The organism is Acidovorax sp. LjRoot204, from assembly GCF_056175785.1.
Genome location: NZ_JBGFFF010000008.1, coordinates 61,145 through 75,948 on the forward strand (window position 1 = coordinate 61,145; position 14,804 = coordinate 75,948).

Sequence of the window (14,804 nt, forward strand, 5' to 3'; positions counted from 1 at the left end):
GTCTGGAGGAGCGTCAGGATGTCTTGCGGGTGTTGCGCTTGGAACGCGCAGCATTGCGGGCATTGATGAATTCACGGCCCCAGACCGGGTGGCCCTTTTCTGCCTCGGTGAGTTGGAACGTGGGGTCCTGCTCGAGGGCGAGTTCGAACTGCTGTCGGCAGGGGCGCGGCCGCCCTGCGGCGCAGTGGCTGAAGGCCATGAACTTGCGGGCCTTGATTTGCAATGTCAGCGGTAGCTCGGGGGCGTCGGCAAGAGGTGTGAGCTTGACGATGGCTTCATCGAACTGCCCTTCTGCGTACGCGTTCAATGCTTCGGTCAGCTGTGCCTCTTTCTGCGCGCGCGGATCCACCGGTGCGACGGGCTCGGGAGCTGGTGGCGGTGGTGGCGGTGCTTCCACCTGCGGCTCGGGGGGCTTTGGCGCTGTTTCGCAAGCGGCCAGGAGAAGGCTGGCGCAGGCGACGATCAAGGCGCTCCAGTAACGGTTTCGCATGGATTTATCTCGCGTCAAAGTCATGGGTGATCGTGATCGGTTGATCTGGCTCGACCTTGAGCGTTTTGCGCACGGTATCGAAGCCGGGGTTGCTGAATTCAATGTTGTGTGAGCCTGGGGGGAGCTTGAGTTCTGTGAGCGGAGGAGTCACGCCCACTCGCTTTCCATTGAGAGTCACATGGGCCCACGGTGAAACGCGCAGCTGAATGTTGTTCTCGGAGCGGATGGGCCTCCGCGAACCCAGTGCCATTGGGGACGTCGGGTCGAACGATGGTGTGGGATAGCCTGCAACGGCCAACAGCGGCGTGATAGCTGTGATCACAGTGCTGTTGAGCGAAAAGGTAAGAGCGTTGCCATTCCCTGGGGAAGATCCTTGACTGTTGCTGAAACTTGCCAAGGACCGGCCGCACTTTGCGCCGCGCTGGCTGTATGCCTTCGTATAGGCATCCCGCCACGGCGTGTTCTGCAGCTCGTACGCTTCGAGCGTGAACGAAGGGCGCGCGTCGAAAGCTGCGTTGAATGCGGTGTCGCACCGGGCCCATTCCCGATTGGTGCAATAAATGAACGCAAGGTATTTATGGGCAGTAGATCGCTCGTGCCCATCTGTCAGACCTGCAAACAGTGAAGCCTGTAGTGCTTTTTCTGCCAGCTCCAGCTTTCGCGTCTCGTAGAGCGATATGCCCTGTCCCAGATATTGACGTCCAGCCGAAGAAACCGAGTTCCCCGCTTCAGGTTTGCTTGGTTCGTTGCAATCCACCGAGGCGATTGCAGTGCTTAGACCCAGGCACAGGCAACAAGCTCCCCATCGCAGTAAAGCGTTTATTGGCATATCGACAGCAGGCGCTCGCGGACGTGAATTATTCGAACTGGTGACTGATCACCACCGGCTCGCCTTTTTTGACCTGGACTGTCTTGGTGACTGGCGCTGCGGCCGGATTGCTCACGTCAATGCGATGCAAGCCTTCAGGAAGCTCGATGGAAGTCAGTGGTGGCGTGGTTCCCAAAGAGTTGCCGTTCACCGAGATCCGGCCCCATGGGCTTACGCGCAGAACAATACGCCCTACTTCTCCCGCTGTCTTTGGCGGAGTCTTGGCTGCTACTACCGAATCTGCAACGGCAGGATCTCCTTTGGGCGCAGGCGGTGGTGTCGTCGCTGCCACCGCCACAGCCTTTGGGGCCGTTGTTGCAGGCGGCTCTGACGCTGAGGGCGCAGAGGTCGCGGCAACGACAGGCTGGGTGGGTGCTGACGCTAAGGCAGCTGGCGGCGGACTGACAACCGGGTCTAGAAATTCCAGACGATTGATGAGGGCCATCGCTTCGCTGCGATGCTTGCCCTTCGGGTAGGCGCTCAGGTACGAGTCCAGCATGGCTGCAGAGCCCGCAGCTTGTGCTTCTTTCCAATGTTGGTCTTCCAGATTCAGTGCTATCTCTTCTGCGGACTGGTGCGCGGCCACGTCGTGCTTGGTCAACCACAGAACCAACGCAGTGGCTACGAACAGCGCGAGGGCCGCAATCGTCCATCGCAGCGTCAAAGCGCGTGTGCGCGTGTGTCGCAGATCGCTGCTGATCTCCGCATTTTGGCGTTCTCGAGCGTCCGGCTTCGCGGGCAGTTGGGGTGTTGCTGTGGCGTTGCTAGTTGATGCAGCAGACGATGTCTGGGGGGCAAACTTCAGTATGTCGATGTCGATGTCGATGTCGCTGGCGACGACTGCTGCTTGCGGAAGTGTCTGGTTCGCATGGGTGGCCATCGCGGTAACGGGCTCGCGCTGAGCGGGTTCTGCCGAATGGTTTAACGGCAATGATGCGTTGGCCTCGGCAACTACGCCAGTGGGTTTCAACGACTCATGCAGGCCCGTGTTGTCCGAGGCTGCGAGCGTTGGATGGGGGAGCGAAGAGGTAACCACCTGAGCACCTGGTAAGACATCGTGCCAGGGCGCATGCATGGGCATGGTGAACGTTGTGATGCCGAGCAGATCCTTGAGTGCAGCAATCGTCTGTGGTCGCTCCTGAGGTTTCACCGCCAATGCGTGACCCACTCCACGCAGAAACTGGGATGAGTATCCTGGGTAGTCAGCGGGCGATAAAGCTGCCACCGGATCGTTGATCATTCTGGCGACCGATGTTGCTGGTGGCTTCCCGGTGATCGCTAGGTAGAGCATCGCGCCAATTTGGTAAATGTCGGTCCATGCTCCCTGCGGCATGGCGCCGTCATCTACGTACTGTTCAATGGGAGCGAAGCCTGGCTTCAACACCATCGTCAGGGCCTGCGTCATGTCACCGATGATTCGCCGAGCGGCCCCAAAATCGAGCAGCACAGGCATCCCTGAGTTTTGCAGGAATACGTTATCGGGAGCGATATCGCGGTGGTAGCAATCGGCTGCATGCAGCATCTCGACGACATCGAGGATGGGGCCTGCGATCGCGGCCAGCATGCGTTGATTCATGCGTACTTGTTGGGCATTCAAAAATGCTCGGAACGTCTGCCCTTCGTAATGGCGCATGACCATGTAGGCCGTGCCGTTCAGTTCGAAAAATCGGTACACATGTACCAGAGCTGGATGCGAGAACTTGGCCAGCAGTCGGGCTTCGTTGATGAAGCTTCGCAGCCCGGCATCGAATGCCCCACGATGCTGCGAACGGACGTGGATTTCGTTGGATGATTTACGCCCCGCCAACGTGGCGGGCATGTATTCCTTGATGGCAACAATCCTGTCAAGGCTCACATCGCGGGCGCGATACACAATGCCAAAACCACCTTCTCCAATGACGTCCAACAGCCGGTATTCACCGATATGGACGCCCGGCGCGAGGCAGTTTGCCGAACCTCCTGCGGTCTCAATCATCACGTGGCTCCCTGTGTATTCATCGCCTCATCGGCTTTTCCCAAGCGGTCAGTAGATCTTCAGTGCTCCTGCAATCGGAGCTGACGCTGTCTGCTCTTGCAATGTGCTGACTTGTCTCGCTGTGTATGCCATTTACGTTGTCGCAGCTTGACCGCTGCAACTTGTCGGACTACTGCGCCCCTGACGTATGGAAGACTTTTTCAACGCCCTCAATCGTTTTCGATTGACGGGGAAGGCTCTGGCATTTTTGTTTCTTCGCCAAGCCACTAGAGTCAATCGTTGGCACAACCCTTCGCAGTCATGTTCGCCTCCTGAAGAGCACTCATCGCCAAGTTACTTGTAGTGCGTTTGTGGCGGGCGAGTCTAACGTGGACAAATTGCAAAAAACGTCACAAAACCACGACTTCAGATGCTGCGAAACACACTGTTGCTAATGTTGCTGAGAGCCGCTGAATTGCTGTGACTTGATACCCCTCCGGGCGCTTGGCGTCCGTATCATCCGCCCGCCAACAAGCTTGCGAGGGAGGGGAATTCAAGCAAGCGAAGCTCCATATGCACAAACAAACACACGTTTCCAAGGTGAGCGTAGTGGTTGCGTATGGCACAGTGTTTCCGCATGTCTCGCATGCCGGCTGTGAGCTTCGTACCTCTCCTTCAGTCGTGAATTCTGTGGGGGCGCAACGCTGCCTCTGCGGAAATTGAGAGCGTGCGTGTGCCGTTCAAGCAACGGCGCCTGCAACGCATTTTTGAACCAAGGAGAGGTACCCGAATGACAGTTGCGATTTTTATGAAGGTGGAAGGTGCGAGCGGTGAATCGAAAGACGCAGCGCACAAGGATTGGACGGATGTCGAGTCGTTTACCTGGGGTGTGACCCAGCCGCACTCTATGGCCTCTGGTGGTGGTGCCGGTGCCGGTAAGGCTGACTTTCAAAACCTGAATGTTGTCGCCAACATCGACAAGTGCTATCCCGCTGTGCTCAAGCATTGCGCCACGGGCAAGCATTTGGGTCAGGTAGAAATTTCGATGTGCAAGGCCGGTGGCACGCAGATTGAATTCGGCAAGATCACCCTGACGGACGTGATGGTTACCAACGTGACCGTCAGCGGTACAAGTTCTGGCGACACCGTGGTCGTGAACTACGCGTTCCAGGCTGCCAAGATCAAGACGGAGTACTCCGAACAGACCAACCAAGGCGGCAAGGGCGCTACCAGCCAGATGGGCTTCAGCATCAAAGAAAACAAGGAAGCCTGAACGCACGGCTGCTTGTGATAGCGCCCACTTGGGTGAGCGCTATCCAAGTGTCGTACTGTAGGGCGCCGGCTTTCCTGCAAGCGTTCGCTCTCGGCCTCAGTGACTTGTGAGATCGACGCGATTCGATGTGCGAGCAGGAAATGAGAGCGGGCCCAGCCGTTGGCTGCCGCTAAGCCATTTCACCGAGAACTGGGGGGCTGGCGGTCCATCCGTCGGAAACGGTTTTACCCACTACCGTTACTCTCCAGCCATTCCCGCGCAATCGTCTCATCCATCGGTACCGACACCACAAACCCCTGGATCACATCGCACCCCAGTTCCTTGAGTAATGCGATCTGCCCTTGCGTCTCCACCCCTTCCGCCACCGTCTTGAGCTGCAGGCTGCGGGCCATCTGGATGATGGCGGTGACGATGGCGACGTCGTCGGCACTGCCGGGGGTGTCGGTGACAAATGACCGGTCGATCTTGAGCTTGTCGATGGGGTAGCGCTTCAGATATGCCAGGGAGGAGTACCCGGTGCCGAAGTCATCGATGGAGATGCCGACGCCCAATGCCTTGACGGCGTGCAGGGTGTTCAGGGTCTGGCCAGTCTGGTGCATGAGCACGGACTCGGTCAGTTCGATCTCCAGGTATTGCGGTTCCAGCCCTGTTTCCTGGAGGACGGCCGCGATTTCAGCGGCCACATCGCGCTGGCGGAATTCGAGGGCCGAGAGGTTGACTGCCACGGGCACCTTGGCCAGGCCCTGGTCCTGCCAGGCTTTGAGCTGGCGGCAGGCTTCGCGCATCACCCAGCGGCCGATGGGCGTGATGAGGCCCCGTGACTCCGAGAACGTGATGAACTCGTCGGGCCCCACCAGCCCACGCTCGGGGTGGAGCCATCGCACCAGCGCTTCCAGGCCTTGCAGCGAACCGTCGGCCAGGCAAATTTGCGGCTGGTAGTGCAGCACGAAGTCGTTGCGTGCAATGGCGTCGCGCAGCAGGCGCTCCTGGTGCAGCACATCGAGGGCACTGGCCTCCATGCTGGTGGCGTAGAACTGGCGGTTGCCGCGCCCGCTGTCCTTGGCATGCTGCATGGCCGCATCGGCGCAGCGCAGCAGCATGTCGGCGCTGCCGCCGTGGTCCGGGTACAGGCTGATGCCGATGGACGGGGAGATGGTGAGCGGCAGCTGATCGACCGTGAAAACGCCGTGCATGGACTCCAGCAGCTTGTCGGCCACCATGGCCGCGTCATCGGGCGTCTGCACGTCGGKCAGCACCACSRCAAACTCGTCGCCGCCGATGCGCGCGACCACGTCGGCATCGCGCACACCCTGGCGCAGTCGCTCGGCGACGTTGCACAGCAGCTGGTCGCCCGCATGGTGGCCGAGCGAGTCGTTCACGGTCTTGAAATGGTCCAGGTTCATGAACAGCACCGCCACACGGCCATGCCGCCGGCGAGCCAGCGACAGCACCTGCGACAGCTGCTCCATCAGGAAGTGCCGGTTGGGCAATTGTGTGAGGGGGTCGTGCAGTGCGATGAAGGCTTCGCGCTCCTGCGCCTGTTTGCGGGCCGTGATGTCGCGCACCACCACGATGCGGTAGTCGGCATGGTGCAGGGGCATGGTCTTGCCGACGACCTCGACGGGGATGGGATGCCCATCCTTGTGGCGGATGGTGACTTCGTACGGATCCTCCCGTCCGCTGCGGGTGTATTCCAGCGCGGTGGCGCGCCACTCGGGGCTAATGAAGTTGAAGATCGACAGGCCCAGCACTTCGTGCAGTGCAAATCCCGTCAAGCGGTACAGTGCCTCGTTGCCGTCGGTGATGATGCCGTCGCGATGGAACACGATGGCCTCGTCCGTGGCCTCGGTGAACTTGCGCATGCGTTCTTCGCTCTGGCGTACCTCGCGCTCGGCGCGCCAACGCTCGGTGATGTCGGTGATCAGCACAAAGGAGCCGAGCTGCAGCCCCGCGTTGCCAAAATGCGGGATCAGGTTGACCTCGATCATCCGCACCTCGCCGTTGGGCAGGGTTTGCTCGCGCGTGTATTTCACGCGCTCACCGTGTGAGCAGCGCTCCACGTACGGCTGGATGGCCTGCCAGGCCTTGTCGCCAATCGCCTCCTGCACGGTCAGGCCCAGGATGGATTCTGTGCTGTGGCCGTTGTAGGCGGCGTAGCCCTGGTTGGCGAACTGGCAGCGCAGGCCTGGCAGGTCGTAGTAAGCCATCAGGGCCGGGACCGAGTCGGCGATCAGGCGCAGCAGCGAGTCGCTGGAACCCCCTTGACCTGGCGTGTTGGCTGCGTTGGATGAGTCTGGCATGGACCGCTCGGTACGTATCTGTTTGTTATAGCCGATACACCTGACGGGGGCGTAAGGTAGTTGCCCGGATACCCCGCACCGGATAATCGGCCCATGACCTCCAAAGAAAACCAAGCCCGCACTGATTTCAGCGCGCTGGCCCTGAGCCCCGCCATGCTGGCCAACCTGCAGCAGCTGGGCTACACCACGATGACGCCCATTCAGGCGGCCAGCCTGCCGCCCGCCTTGCTGGGCAAGGACCTGATCGCCCAGGCCAGCACCGGCAGCGGCAAGACCGCCGCGTTTGCGCTGGCGCTGCTGGCCAACCTCAACCCCCGTCGGTTTGCGGTACAGGCCCTGGTGCTGTGCCCTACGCGCGAGCTGGCCGACCAGGTGACCACTGAAATCCGCCGCCTGGCGCGYGCCGAAGARAACATCAAGGTCGTGACCCTGTGCGGCGGCGTGCCGCTGCGCGGCCAGATGCTGAGCCTGGAGCAYGGCGCGCACATCGTGGTGGGYACGCCSGGCCGSGTGATGGACCACCTGGAGCGCCAGCACCTGACGCTGGAGGCGCTCAACACCCTGGTGCTCGACGAGGCCGACCGCATGCTCGACATGGGCTTCTTCGACGACATCGTCGTGGTGGCCAAGCAGTGTCCCAAAGAGCGCCAGACCCTGCTGTTCTCGGCCACCTACCCCGAGGGCATCGCCAAGCTGAGCGCCCAGTTCATGAAGTCGCCCGAGCAGATCACTGTGCAGGCGCAGCATGCCGAGGGCAAGATCGAGCAGCGCTGGTACGAGGTGAAGAACAGCGAGCGCCTGCATGCCGTRTCGCTGCTGCTCAACCACTTCCGGCCCGATTCGTCCATCGCGTTCTGCAACACCAAGCAGCAGTGCCGCGACCTGGTGGCCGTGCTGCAGGCCCAGGGCTTCAGCGCGCTGGCGCTGTTTGGCGAGCTGGAGCAGCGAGAGCGCGACCAGGTGCTGGTGCAGTTTGCCAACAAGAGCTGCTCGGTGCTGGTGGCCACCGACGTGGCCGCGCGCGGGCTGGACATTGCCTACCTGGCCGCCGTGATCAACGTGGACGTGACGCCCGACCCCGAGGTGCACATCCACCGCATCGGCCGCACGGGCCGGGGCGATGCCGAAGGGCTGGCGCTGAACCTGGCCAGCCTGGACGAGATGGGCAGCGTGGGCAAGATCGAGCAACTGCAGGGCCGAGAGTCGCGCTGGTTCCCCGTGGCCGACCTGACACCGACCGGCAACGGCCCGCTGGTGCCGCCCATGGTCACCATCCAGATCATCGGTGGCCGCAAGGAGAAGATCCGTGCGGGCGACGTGCTGGGCGCGCTGACCGGTGAGATGGGCTACACCCGAGAGCAGATCGGCAAGATCAACGTGAACGACTTCTCCACCTATGTGGCGGTGGACCGTGCCATCGGCGCCCAAGCTGCCCAGCGCCTGAACGAGGGCCGGGTGAAGGGCAAGACCGTGAAGGCCCGCCTGGTGACGGGAACCCAGGACTTTGAGTAAAAAGCGCCGGATGCGCTAGTCAATCATGTGCCAATAGCTATCAATTTGATAGTTGGTGCGTGTCCTGCCCTGGCGGCATCAGCGCCGTGCTGCGGCAGCCTCCAGCATCCGCACCATCTCTCCAAAGCCCCGCTGGCGCGCCAGCTGCAGGGGCGTGTTGCCCTGCCGGTCGGTCAGTGCCTGGCTGGCCCCCGCCTGTAGCAATGCTTGCAGTGTGGCCTGGTGGCGCGGACCGCCGTTGCCCAGCACGATGGACTCGATGAGCGCCGTCCAGTGCAGGTTGTTCACATGGTCCAGCGGCGCCCCGGCGGCGATCAACTGACGCACCACGCCGTCGTGCCCCAGGTGSGCSGCGGCGATCAGSGCSGTGCCGTCGTAGCGGCTGGTCACCTGTTTGGCGCTGGCGCCCAGCTGCAGCAGCACGCGCAGCGTGGCCTCGTCGTCGGCCACGGCGGCGATGGTCACGGCGTCGTAGCGGTCGTTCTCCAGCGCATTCAGGTCGGCCCCAGCCTGGGCAAGGGCGCGGATGGCATCGGCCTGCCGCGCATAGGTGGCCACATGCAGTGGCGTGCGGCCGTAGCCATCGCGGGCATTCACATCGGCCCGCGCTGCGATCAGCTGGGTGAGCCTGGGTACATCGCCCCGAGCCGCAGCGGCATGCAGGCCTTGGTAGGCCGCTGTTTCGGCCGCCGTGGGTGGCACCTGGGCCTGGGCCGGGGTGGCACAGGCCAGTGCGGCGGCCAGGGCGAAAACAAGATTCCACGGCTTCATGGAGGCCTCCGTTGAATGCTCAGTTGCCTGTGATGGGGCTGGCTTACTTCAGCAAGTCCTGCACCTTGGCGATGCCCGCCACCGCGCACTGCTCGTCCAGGTGGCCGCCGGGTGCACCGCCCACGCCCACAGCGCCGATCACCTCGTTGCCCACCTTCACCGGCACGCCGCCGCCCAGCAGCAGGTAGCCGGGGATGTTCACCAGGTTGGCCGCAGCGGGGTTCTTCTGTACGCCTTCCATCATGGCCAGCGTGGTGTTCTTGGCCGATGCCGAGGTGTAGGCCTTGAGGCGGCTGGCCTCCAGCGTGTGGGGGCCGGCGTTGTCGGCGCGCTGCACAGCGCGCACGGTGCCTGCGCGGTCCACCACGGTGGCCGTGACGGCGTAGCCGTTGGCGGTGCAGGTGGCCACGGTTTGCGCGGCGATCTGCGTGGCCAGGTCCAGCGACATGTTCTTTTCGGTGCGCACGCCTTCGGCGCTGGCGGCGGTGGCGATCAGGGACAGGGTGAGGGCGGCGACGGTGGCGAGGCGGTTTTGCATGGTGTTCTCCGGTGTTTCTGGGTCGGTGCCACCCGTTGTGGCGCCGTGGGAGAACTGTAGAAATGGCCGCCGTTTTCGGCCATTCGGGCGGCTACGCGCGGGCCTCCGTAGAACTACGGAAAGCCCGCCAAGGGGCAGCTCACGCGGCCGCGTCCACCAGCGCCGCGTAGCGCCGGATCAGCTGCGCCAGCGACTCGGCCCCCAGCTTGGCAAACAGGTTGGCGCGGTGTGTTTCCACCGTGCGGGGCGAGAGTTCGAGCGCGCGGCCGATTTCCTTGTTGGTCAGACCCTCCACGATCAGTCCCAGCACCTCGCGCTCGCGGGCCGAGAGCTGCGCAAAACGCTCGCGCGCCTGCTGGTCGGCCTGGTGGCGTTCGCGCGAGCGCACATGCTGGCGCACGGCGTTTTGCAGGGCTTCGATCAGCACTTCGTCGTCCACCGGTTTTTCCAGAAACTCGGCCGCGCCGGTCTTGAACGCGCGGCGGCACATCTCCACCGTGCCGTGGCCGGTGAGCAGGATCACGGGCTGGTCCACGCCCTGCGCCAGCAGTTGCTCCAGCACCGTGAGGCCGCTGATGCCCGGCATGCGCACATCCAGCACGATGGCGCCGATGCTGGCGCGGTCAAACCCGGCCATGAACGACTGCGGGTCGGCCCAGGTCTGCACGCGCAGGCCCACGGTGCTGATGAGCAGGGAGAGGCCCTCGCGCACTGCAGCATCGTCGTCCACCAGATGGATCAGGGGCGAGAGGGAGGGGGCACTATCGGTCATCGGTGGGTGGTGCGACGTTGAGGGTCAGCACAAACTCAGCCCCCCGTTGAGCGGCGGATGAGGGCGTGACCTCGGGCGCCAGGCTCAGCTGCGCGCCCATGGCCTGCGCCAGGCTCTCGCACAGCGTGAGGCCCAGGCCCAGGCCGCCGTTGCGTGTGGTGTAGAAGGGCTCGAACAGGTGCTGGCGTGCTTCGGGCGGGATGCCGGGGCCGTGGTCGCGCACCGAAAGCGCCACCTGTCCGGCACCAGCCTGCGCCATTGCAAGGTGCAGCCGGCGTTCAGCGGGGGGCACTTGCTCCAGCGCCTGCAGCGCGTTCATCAGCAGGTTGTGGATGATCTGTTGCAGGGCCACGGGTTCGGCCAGCACCGGGGGCAGGTCTGCGGCGGCCAACACCTCGGGCACCACGCCGCGCTGTGCCAGCTCGGGCTCCAGCAGGTGCAGCACGTCCTGCAAGGCGGTGGGCAGTGCCAGGGGCTGGGCCTGACCGGCCAGGTCGGGCCGCTCCACCAGGCGGCGCAGGCGGCCCACCACGGTGGATGCGCGGCGCGCCTGCTCCACGGCGCGGGCCATGGCGGTCTGTGCGGTGTCGAGGTCGGGTGGGTCGTCGGCCAGCAGGCGCTGGGCGGCCTGGGTGCTGGACAGCAGGGCGGTCAGCGGCTGGTTCAGCTCGTGGGCCATGCCAGCGGCCAATTCGCCCAATGTGTTCAGCCGCGCCACCTGGCCCAGGCGCAGCAGCTCTTCGGCCCGCTGGCGCGCCACGCGCTGGCGCCACAGTGCGCGGCCTGCGGCCCACAGCGCTGCGGTCAGCAGGCACCAGCCCAACATGCGCCACCAGGGCAGTTCGTGCAGGCCCACGGTGCGGCGGGCCACCACGTCCAGCGGCTGGCTGGCGGCGGCCAGCAGTTTGTGAAAGTCGTAGGTGCGGATGCCGCTGCCCTGGTCTGCCTGGCCGGGCTGCACCACAAAGGCCGTGCCGCCCTGCTCCAGCGTCACGCGCACCGGGCTGGCGGCCATGTCCATGGGCCACTCGTCGGTGGGGATGGTGGTGCGCAGGTCGATGTGCAGCGCATAGCTGGCTGGCGTGCCCGCCAGCACCAGGTAGTAACGGCCTGCGGGCAGGTTCAAGCCTGCCGTAGCGGCGTGACCGGTGCGCCGTGAGGTGGCCTCGGCGGCTGTCAGCTCGGCCTGCAGTGCGGGCGGCCAGTCGCTGTGGGCCGAGCGCTGCAGCACCGCCAGGATCTGCGGATACACCGACGTGAGGCGGGGCAGGGGCGATGCCGCGTTGTGCAGGTCATCCACCGCAGCGGCTGGCTGCAGCAGCGCCAGCGTGGCCATGATGGCGTCGTGCTGCACCACGCGCTGGCTCAGCAGCCGATGCACGATGCGCGCGTCGGTCTCAAACGCCGAGTGCAGTTGCTGCAGGCGGTCCACCACCAGCCAGCCGCAACCGATGCAGGCCACCGCCACCCACAACAGCAGGCTGGGCAGGTGGAGGGCGTTTCGGGGTAGAAGGCGGCGCCAGGCGGGGAGCATGCGCGGATTCTGGCATGGGGGCCTTAGAGCCTGTTCAACGTCGCTCAGATTCTGAACAGGTTCTTAAGGTGGCTCTGGTGTAATTTCAGACTCGCTTGTTTCCGCTCCTTCGCCCACCCGCCATGTCAGCATCTTCTCCCGCATCCCACCCCTGGCTTTCACCCCGCAACCTACTGTGGGCCTCGGTGGCCGTGGCGGTGGTCACCATTGCGCTCAAGACGCTGGCCTGGGTGGTCACGGGCTCGGTGGGTCTGTTGTCTGACGCGATGGAGTCGTTTGTGAATCTGGCCAGCGCCATGTTTGCGCTGGCCATGGTGACGGTGGCGGCACGGCCAGCCGATGACGACCACCCCTACGGCCACCACAAGGCCGAATACTTTTCCTCGGGCTTTGAGGGCATCCTCATCATGGGCGTGTCGGCGGGCATTCTGTGGGCGGCGGGGCACCGCTTGTTTGACCCACAGCCCATCGAGCAGGTGGGCTGGGGCCTGGGACTGTCGGTGCTCAGCTCGGCCCTGAACGGGCTGCTGGCCTGGGTGATGTTCCGCTCGGCGCGCGAGCACCGCTCCATCGCGCTGGAGGCCGATGCACGCCACCTGGTCACCGACGTGTGGACCTCGGCCGGTGTGCTGGTGGGCATTGCGGGCGCGGCCCTGACCGGGTGGCTGTGGCTGGATGCGGTGGCAGCCATCGCCGTGGCGCTAAATATCCTGAAAGAGGGCGTGGAGCTGGTGTGGCGGTCGTCCCAGGGCCTAATGGATTCGGCGGTGGAGCCCGAGGTTCAGTCCACCATCGACACCACGCTGCAGCAGTTTGTGGCCGCCCAGGCGCCGGGCGCTGTGCGGTTCGACCATGTCTCCACCCGCCGCGCGGGCCAGCGCCAGTTTGTGGACATGCACCTGCACATGCCCGCCGACTGGACCCTGCGCCACGCCGCCGAGCTGCGCGGCCAGGTCGAGCGCGCGCTGATGACCGCCGTGCCCGGCCTGCGTGCCACCATCGAGCTGCTGCCTACCGACGTGGAGGCGCATTTCGACGACCCCCGTGACGATGTGAAGGATGCCGTGAAGTGATCAGCGTATTGCAACGTGTGCGTGAAGCGCGTGTGGATGTGGACGGGCAGACCGTGGGCGCCATCGGCGCGGGACTGCTGGTGCTGGTGTGTGCGGAGCGTGGAGACACCGAGGCTGAAGCCGACAGGCTGCTGGCCAAGATCCTCAAGCTGCGCATCTTTTCGGACGCCGCAGGCAAGATGAACCAGAGCGTGCAGGACATCGGTGGCGGCCTSCTGCTGGTCAGCCAGTTCACGCTGGCGGCAGACACCACCGGCGGCAACCGCCCCAGCTTCACCCGGGCTGCGGCACCCGATGAAGGGCAGCGGCTGTACGACTACCTGGTGGCCCAGGCCCGCAAGATCCATCCCGTGGTGTCCACCGGTCAGTTTGCAGCCGACATGCAGGTGCACCTGGTCAACGATGGGCCGGTGACGATTCCGCTGCGGATGCCGCCTGCAGTTCAATAAAATTGATAGCAGCTGACGATTGATAGATAGGCACTAGAGGCTATCTGGGTTCTGATGCTTGCGAAGAAACCAGTGACGAAACAGGCAAAAACCGAAACGCCACTGACGCCAGCGCCAGCCAGGCCGCAATCGCCAGCATGACGGCCGTGTGGGCATCCCATCCCAGGCGTTGGGCGCCTGTGGCCACGATGCCGGTGAACCACTGCATTAGCGCCACGCCCAGGAACATTGCCATCGTGTAGGCCGATAGGGCCCGGCCGGTGAGTGCGGGCGGGTACGAGGCGCGCACGTCGGCGTACTGCAGCACGCCGTAGCCCGACAGCAGCCCCATCAGCAGGATCAGCACCACGCTGGCGGCAGGGTGCACCCGCAAAAATGCCAGCAGCGCAAACAGCCCGGCCATCAGCAGCGAGGCGTTGCCAATCCATCGCCGGCGGCGGCCAATGCCAGGGTCCAGCCGGCCCGCCAGACCGGGTGCAAACAGCGCAATCAACGACAGACCCAGCGCCACGTTGCCGCTGTCCACCAGCGTGAGGTGGTAGCGGTCCATCAGCAACGGCGCCAGCCACAGGCCCCGCAGCGACAAAAACGCGGCGTAGCCCGACATGCCCAGCAGCAGGATGCCCCAGGTGTGCGGCACCGTGAGCAGCTGGCCAAAGCCGAGCAGCGCCTGGCCCCAGGTTTCGCGCTGCGCCGGGGGCGGCACCAGCGGGGCAGGCTCGTGCACCCGCAGCCAGATCAGCAGCCACGACAGCGCGCTGAGCACCGCCAGCACGGCATAGCCCGTGCGCCAGCCGCCACCGTGCTGCACCAGCCAGGCCAGCGGCGTACCGGTGAACAGCAGGCCCAGACCTCCAACTCCCATCGCCACGCCCGACAGGTAGGCAAACCGGTCGGCAGGGAAATGCCGCGCAATGAACAGCGTGCAGGCCAGGAACGCGGGCGAGCAGCCCACGCCGATCATCAACTGGCCCACCATCAGCCACGCATAGCCGGGCGCTGCCGCCGACAGCGCGGCACCGCCAATCGCCAGCGGGAAAGCGGTCAGCACCGTGCGCCGCAGGCCCCACAGGTCCAGCCCCACGCCCATCAGCAACTGGGCCACACCGAACGACAGGCCGAACAGCCCGGCAAAGGCCCCCAGCGACCCGGGCGACAGCCCGAACTCGGCGGTCAGCCCCTGGGCCAGGATAGCAGTGGTGGTTCGAAACGCCTGGCTCAGCGCGAACCCGCTGAGCAGCGTTAGCAGCATGGCCCACAGTACGCGGGG

General features: G+C 64.3%; 13 protein-coding genes. 4 read left to right on the forward strand and 9 right to left on the reverse strand.

Translation table 11 applies throughout. The features are described 5' to 3' along the window. Positions 1-13 precede the first annotated feature (13 nt). From AC04MI_RS03320 to AC04MI_RS03330, 3 genes are all read right to left on the reverse strand, one after another. Positions 14-490, reverse strand: coding sequence for a TssQ family T6SS-associated lipoprotein (locus AC04MI_RS03320; RefSeq protein WP_146191211.1), 477 nt, complete (start codon positions 488-490; stop codon positions 14-16). Between the two features lie 4 nt (positions 491-494). Next, the gene (locus tag AC04MI_RS03325; RefSeq protein ID WP_260666155.1) at positions 495-1,247 is read right to left on the reverse strand and encodes a PEGA domain-containing protein; all 753 of its coding nucleotides are present in this window, start codon (positions 1,245-1,247) and stop codon (positions 495-497) included. A 100-nt stretch (positions 1,248-1,347) separates the two neighbouring features. Further along, positions 1,348-3,333, reverse strand: coding sequence for a serine/threonine-protein kinase (locus AC04MI_RS03330; protein WP_476497081.1), 1,986 nt, complete (start codon positions 3,331-3,333; stop codon positions 1,348-1,350). A 769-nt stretch (positions 3,334-4,102) separates the two neighbouring features. On the opposite strand from AC04MI_RS03330, the gene AC04MI_RS03335 reads away from it, so the two are divergent. Further along, the gene (locus AC04MI_RS03335; RefSeq protein WP_056059598.1) at positions 4,103-4,585 is read left to right on the forward strand and encodes an Hcp family type VI secretion system effector; all 483 of its coding nucleotides are present in this window, start codon (positions 4,103-4,105) and stop codon (positions 4,583-4,585) included. A 224-nt stretch (positions 4,586-4,809) separates the two neighbouring features. On the opposite strand, the gene AC04MI_RS03340 is transcribed toward AC04MI_RS03335, so the two are convergent. Further along, the gene (locus AC04MI_RS03340) at positions 4,810-6,885 is read right to left on the reverse strand and encodes a putative bifunctional diguanylate cyclase/phosphodiesterase (protein WP_476497082.1); all 2,076 of its coding nucleotides are present in this window, start codon (positions 6,883-6,885) and stop codon (positions 4,810-4,812) included. Positions 6,886-6,978: 93 nt separating this feature from the next. On the opposite strand from AC04MI_RS03340, the gene dbpA reads away from it, so the two are divergent. Then, complete coding sequence (dbpA, locus tag AC04MI_RS03345; RefSeq protein ID WP_436078322.1) at positions 6,979-8,397, forward strand: ATP-dependent RNA helicase DbpA; 1,419 nt, start codon at positions 6,979-6,981, stop codon at positions 8,395-8,397. Positions 8,398-8,475: 78 nt separating this feature from the next. On the opposite strand, the gene AC04MI_RS03350 is transcribed toward dbpA, so the two are convergent. The 4 genes from AC04MI_RS03350 to AC04MI_RS03365 all read right to left on the reverse strand — a co-directional run bounded on the left by AC04MI_RS03350 (position 8,476) and on the right by AC04MI_RS03365 (position 12,012). After that, positions 8,476-9,168 carry an ankyrin repeat domain-containing protein gene (locus AC04MI_RS03350; RefSeq protein ID WP_436078323.1) on the reverse strand — a complete coding sequence of 231 codons (693 nt, stop codon included), beginning with the start codon at positions 9,166-9,168 and terminating at the stop codon, positions 8,476-8,478. Between the two features lie 43 nt (positions 9,169-9,211). After that, positions 9,212-9,706, reverse strand: coding sequence for a GlcG/HbpS family heme-binding protein (locus AC04MI_RS03355; RefSeq protein WP_056059591.1), 495 nt, complete (start codon positions 9,704-9,706; stop codon positions 9,212-9,214). A 139-nt stretch (positions 9,707-9,845) separates the two neighbouring features. After that, a complete protein-coding gene (locus AC04MI_RS03360) occupies positions 9,846-10,478 on the reverse strand; it encodes a response regulator transcription factor (RefSeq protein ID WP_056059589.1) in 633 nt (210 codons plus the stop codon). Continuing rightward, a complete protein-coding gene (locus AC04MI_RS03365) occupies positions 10,468-12,012 on the reverse strand; it encodes a sensor histidine kinase (protein WP_288850659.1) in 1,545 nt (514 codons plus the stop codon). The genes AC04MI_RS03360 and AC04MI_RS03365 overlap by 11 nt, the downstream gene beginning before the upstream one ends. A 122-nt stretch (positions 12,013-12,134) precedes the next feature. Between AC04MI_RS03365 and AC04MI_RS03370 the strand changes: the two genes are divergently transcribed. Then, on the forward strand, positions 12,135-13,085 hold the full coding sequence (locus AC04MI_RS03370) for a cation diffusion facilitator family transporter (protein WP_056059587.1): 951 nt from the start codon (positions 12,135-12,137) through the stop codon (positions 13,083-13,085). Beyond that, positions 13,082-13,534, forward strand: a complete 453-nt coding sequence (gene dtd, locus AC04MI_RS03375; protein ID WP_288850658.1) for a D-aminoacyl-tRNA deacylase — start codon at positions 13,082-13,084, stop codon at positions 13,532-13,534. The genes AC04MI_RS03370 and dtd overlap by 4 nt, the downstream gene beginning before the upstream one ends. Before the next feature lie 40 nt (positions 13,535-13,574). Here the strand turns inward: dtd and AC04MI_RS03380 are convergent. After that, positions 13,575-14,804: MFS transporter (locus AC04MI_RS03380; protein ID WP_476497084.1), on the reverse strand; the 1,230-nt coding region annotated here is incomplete at its 5' end.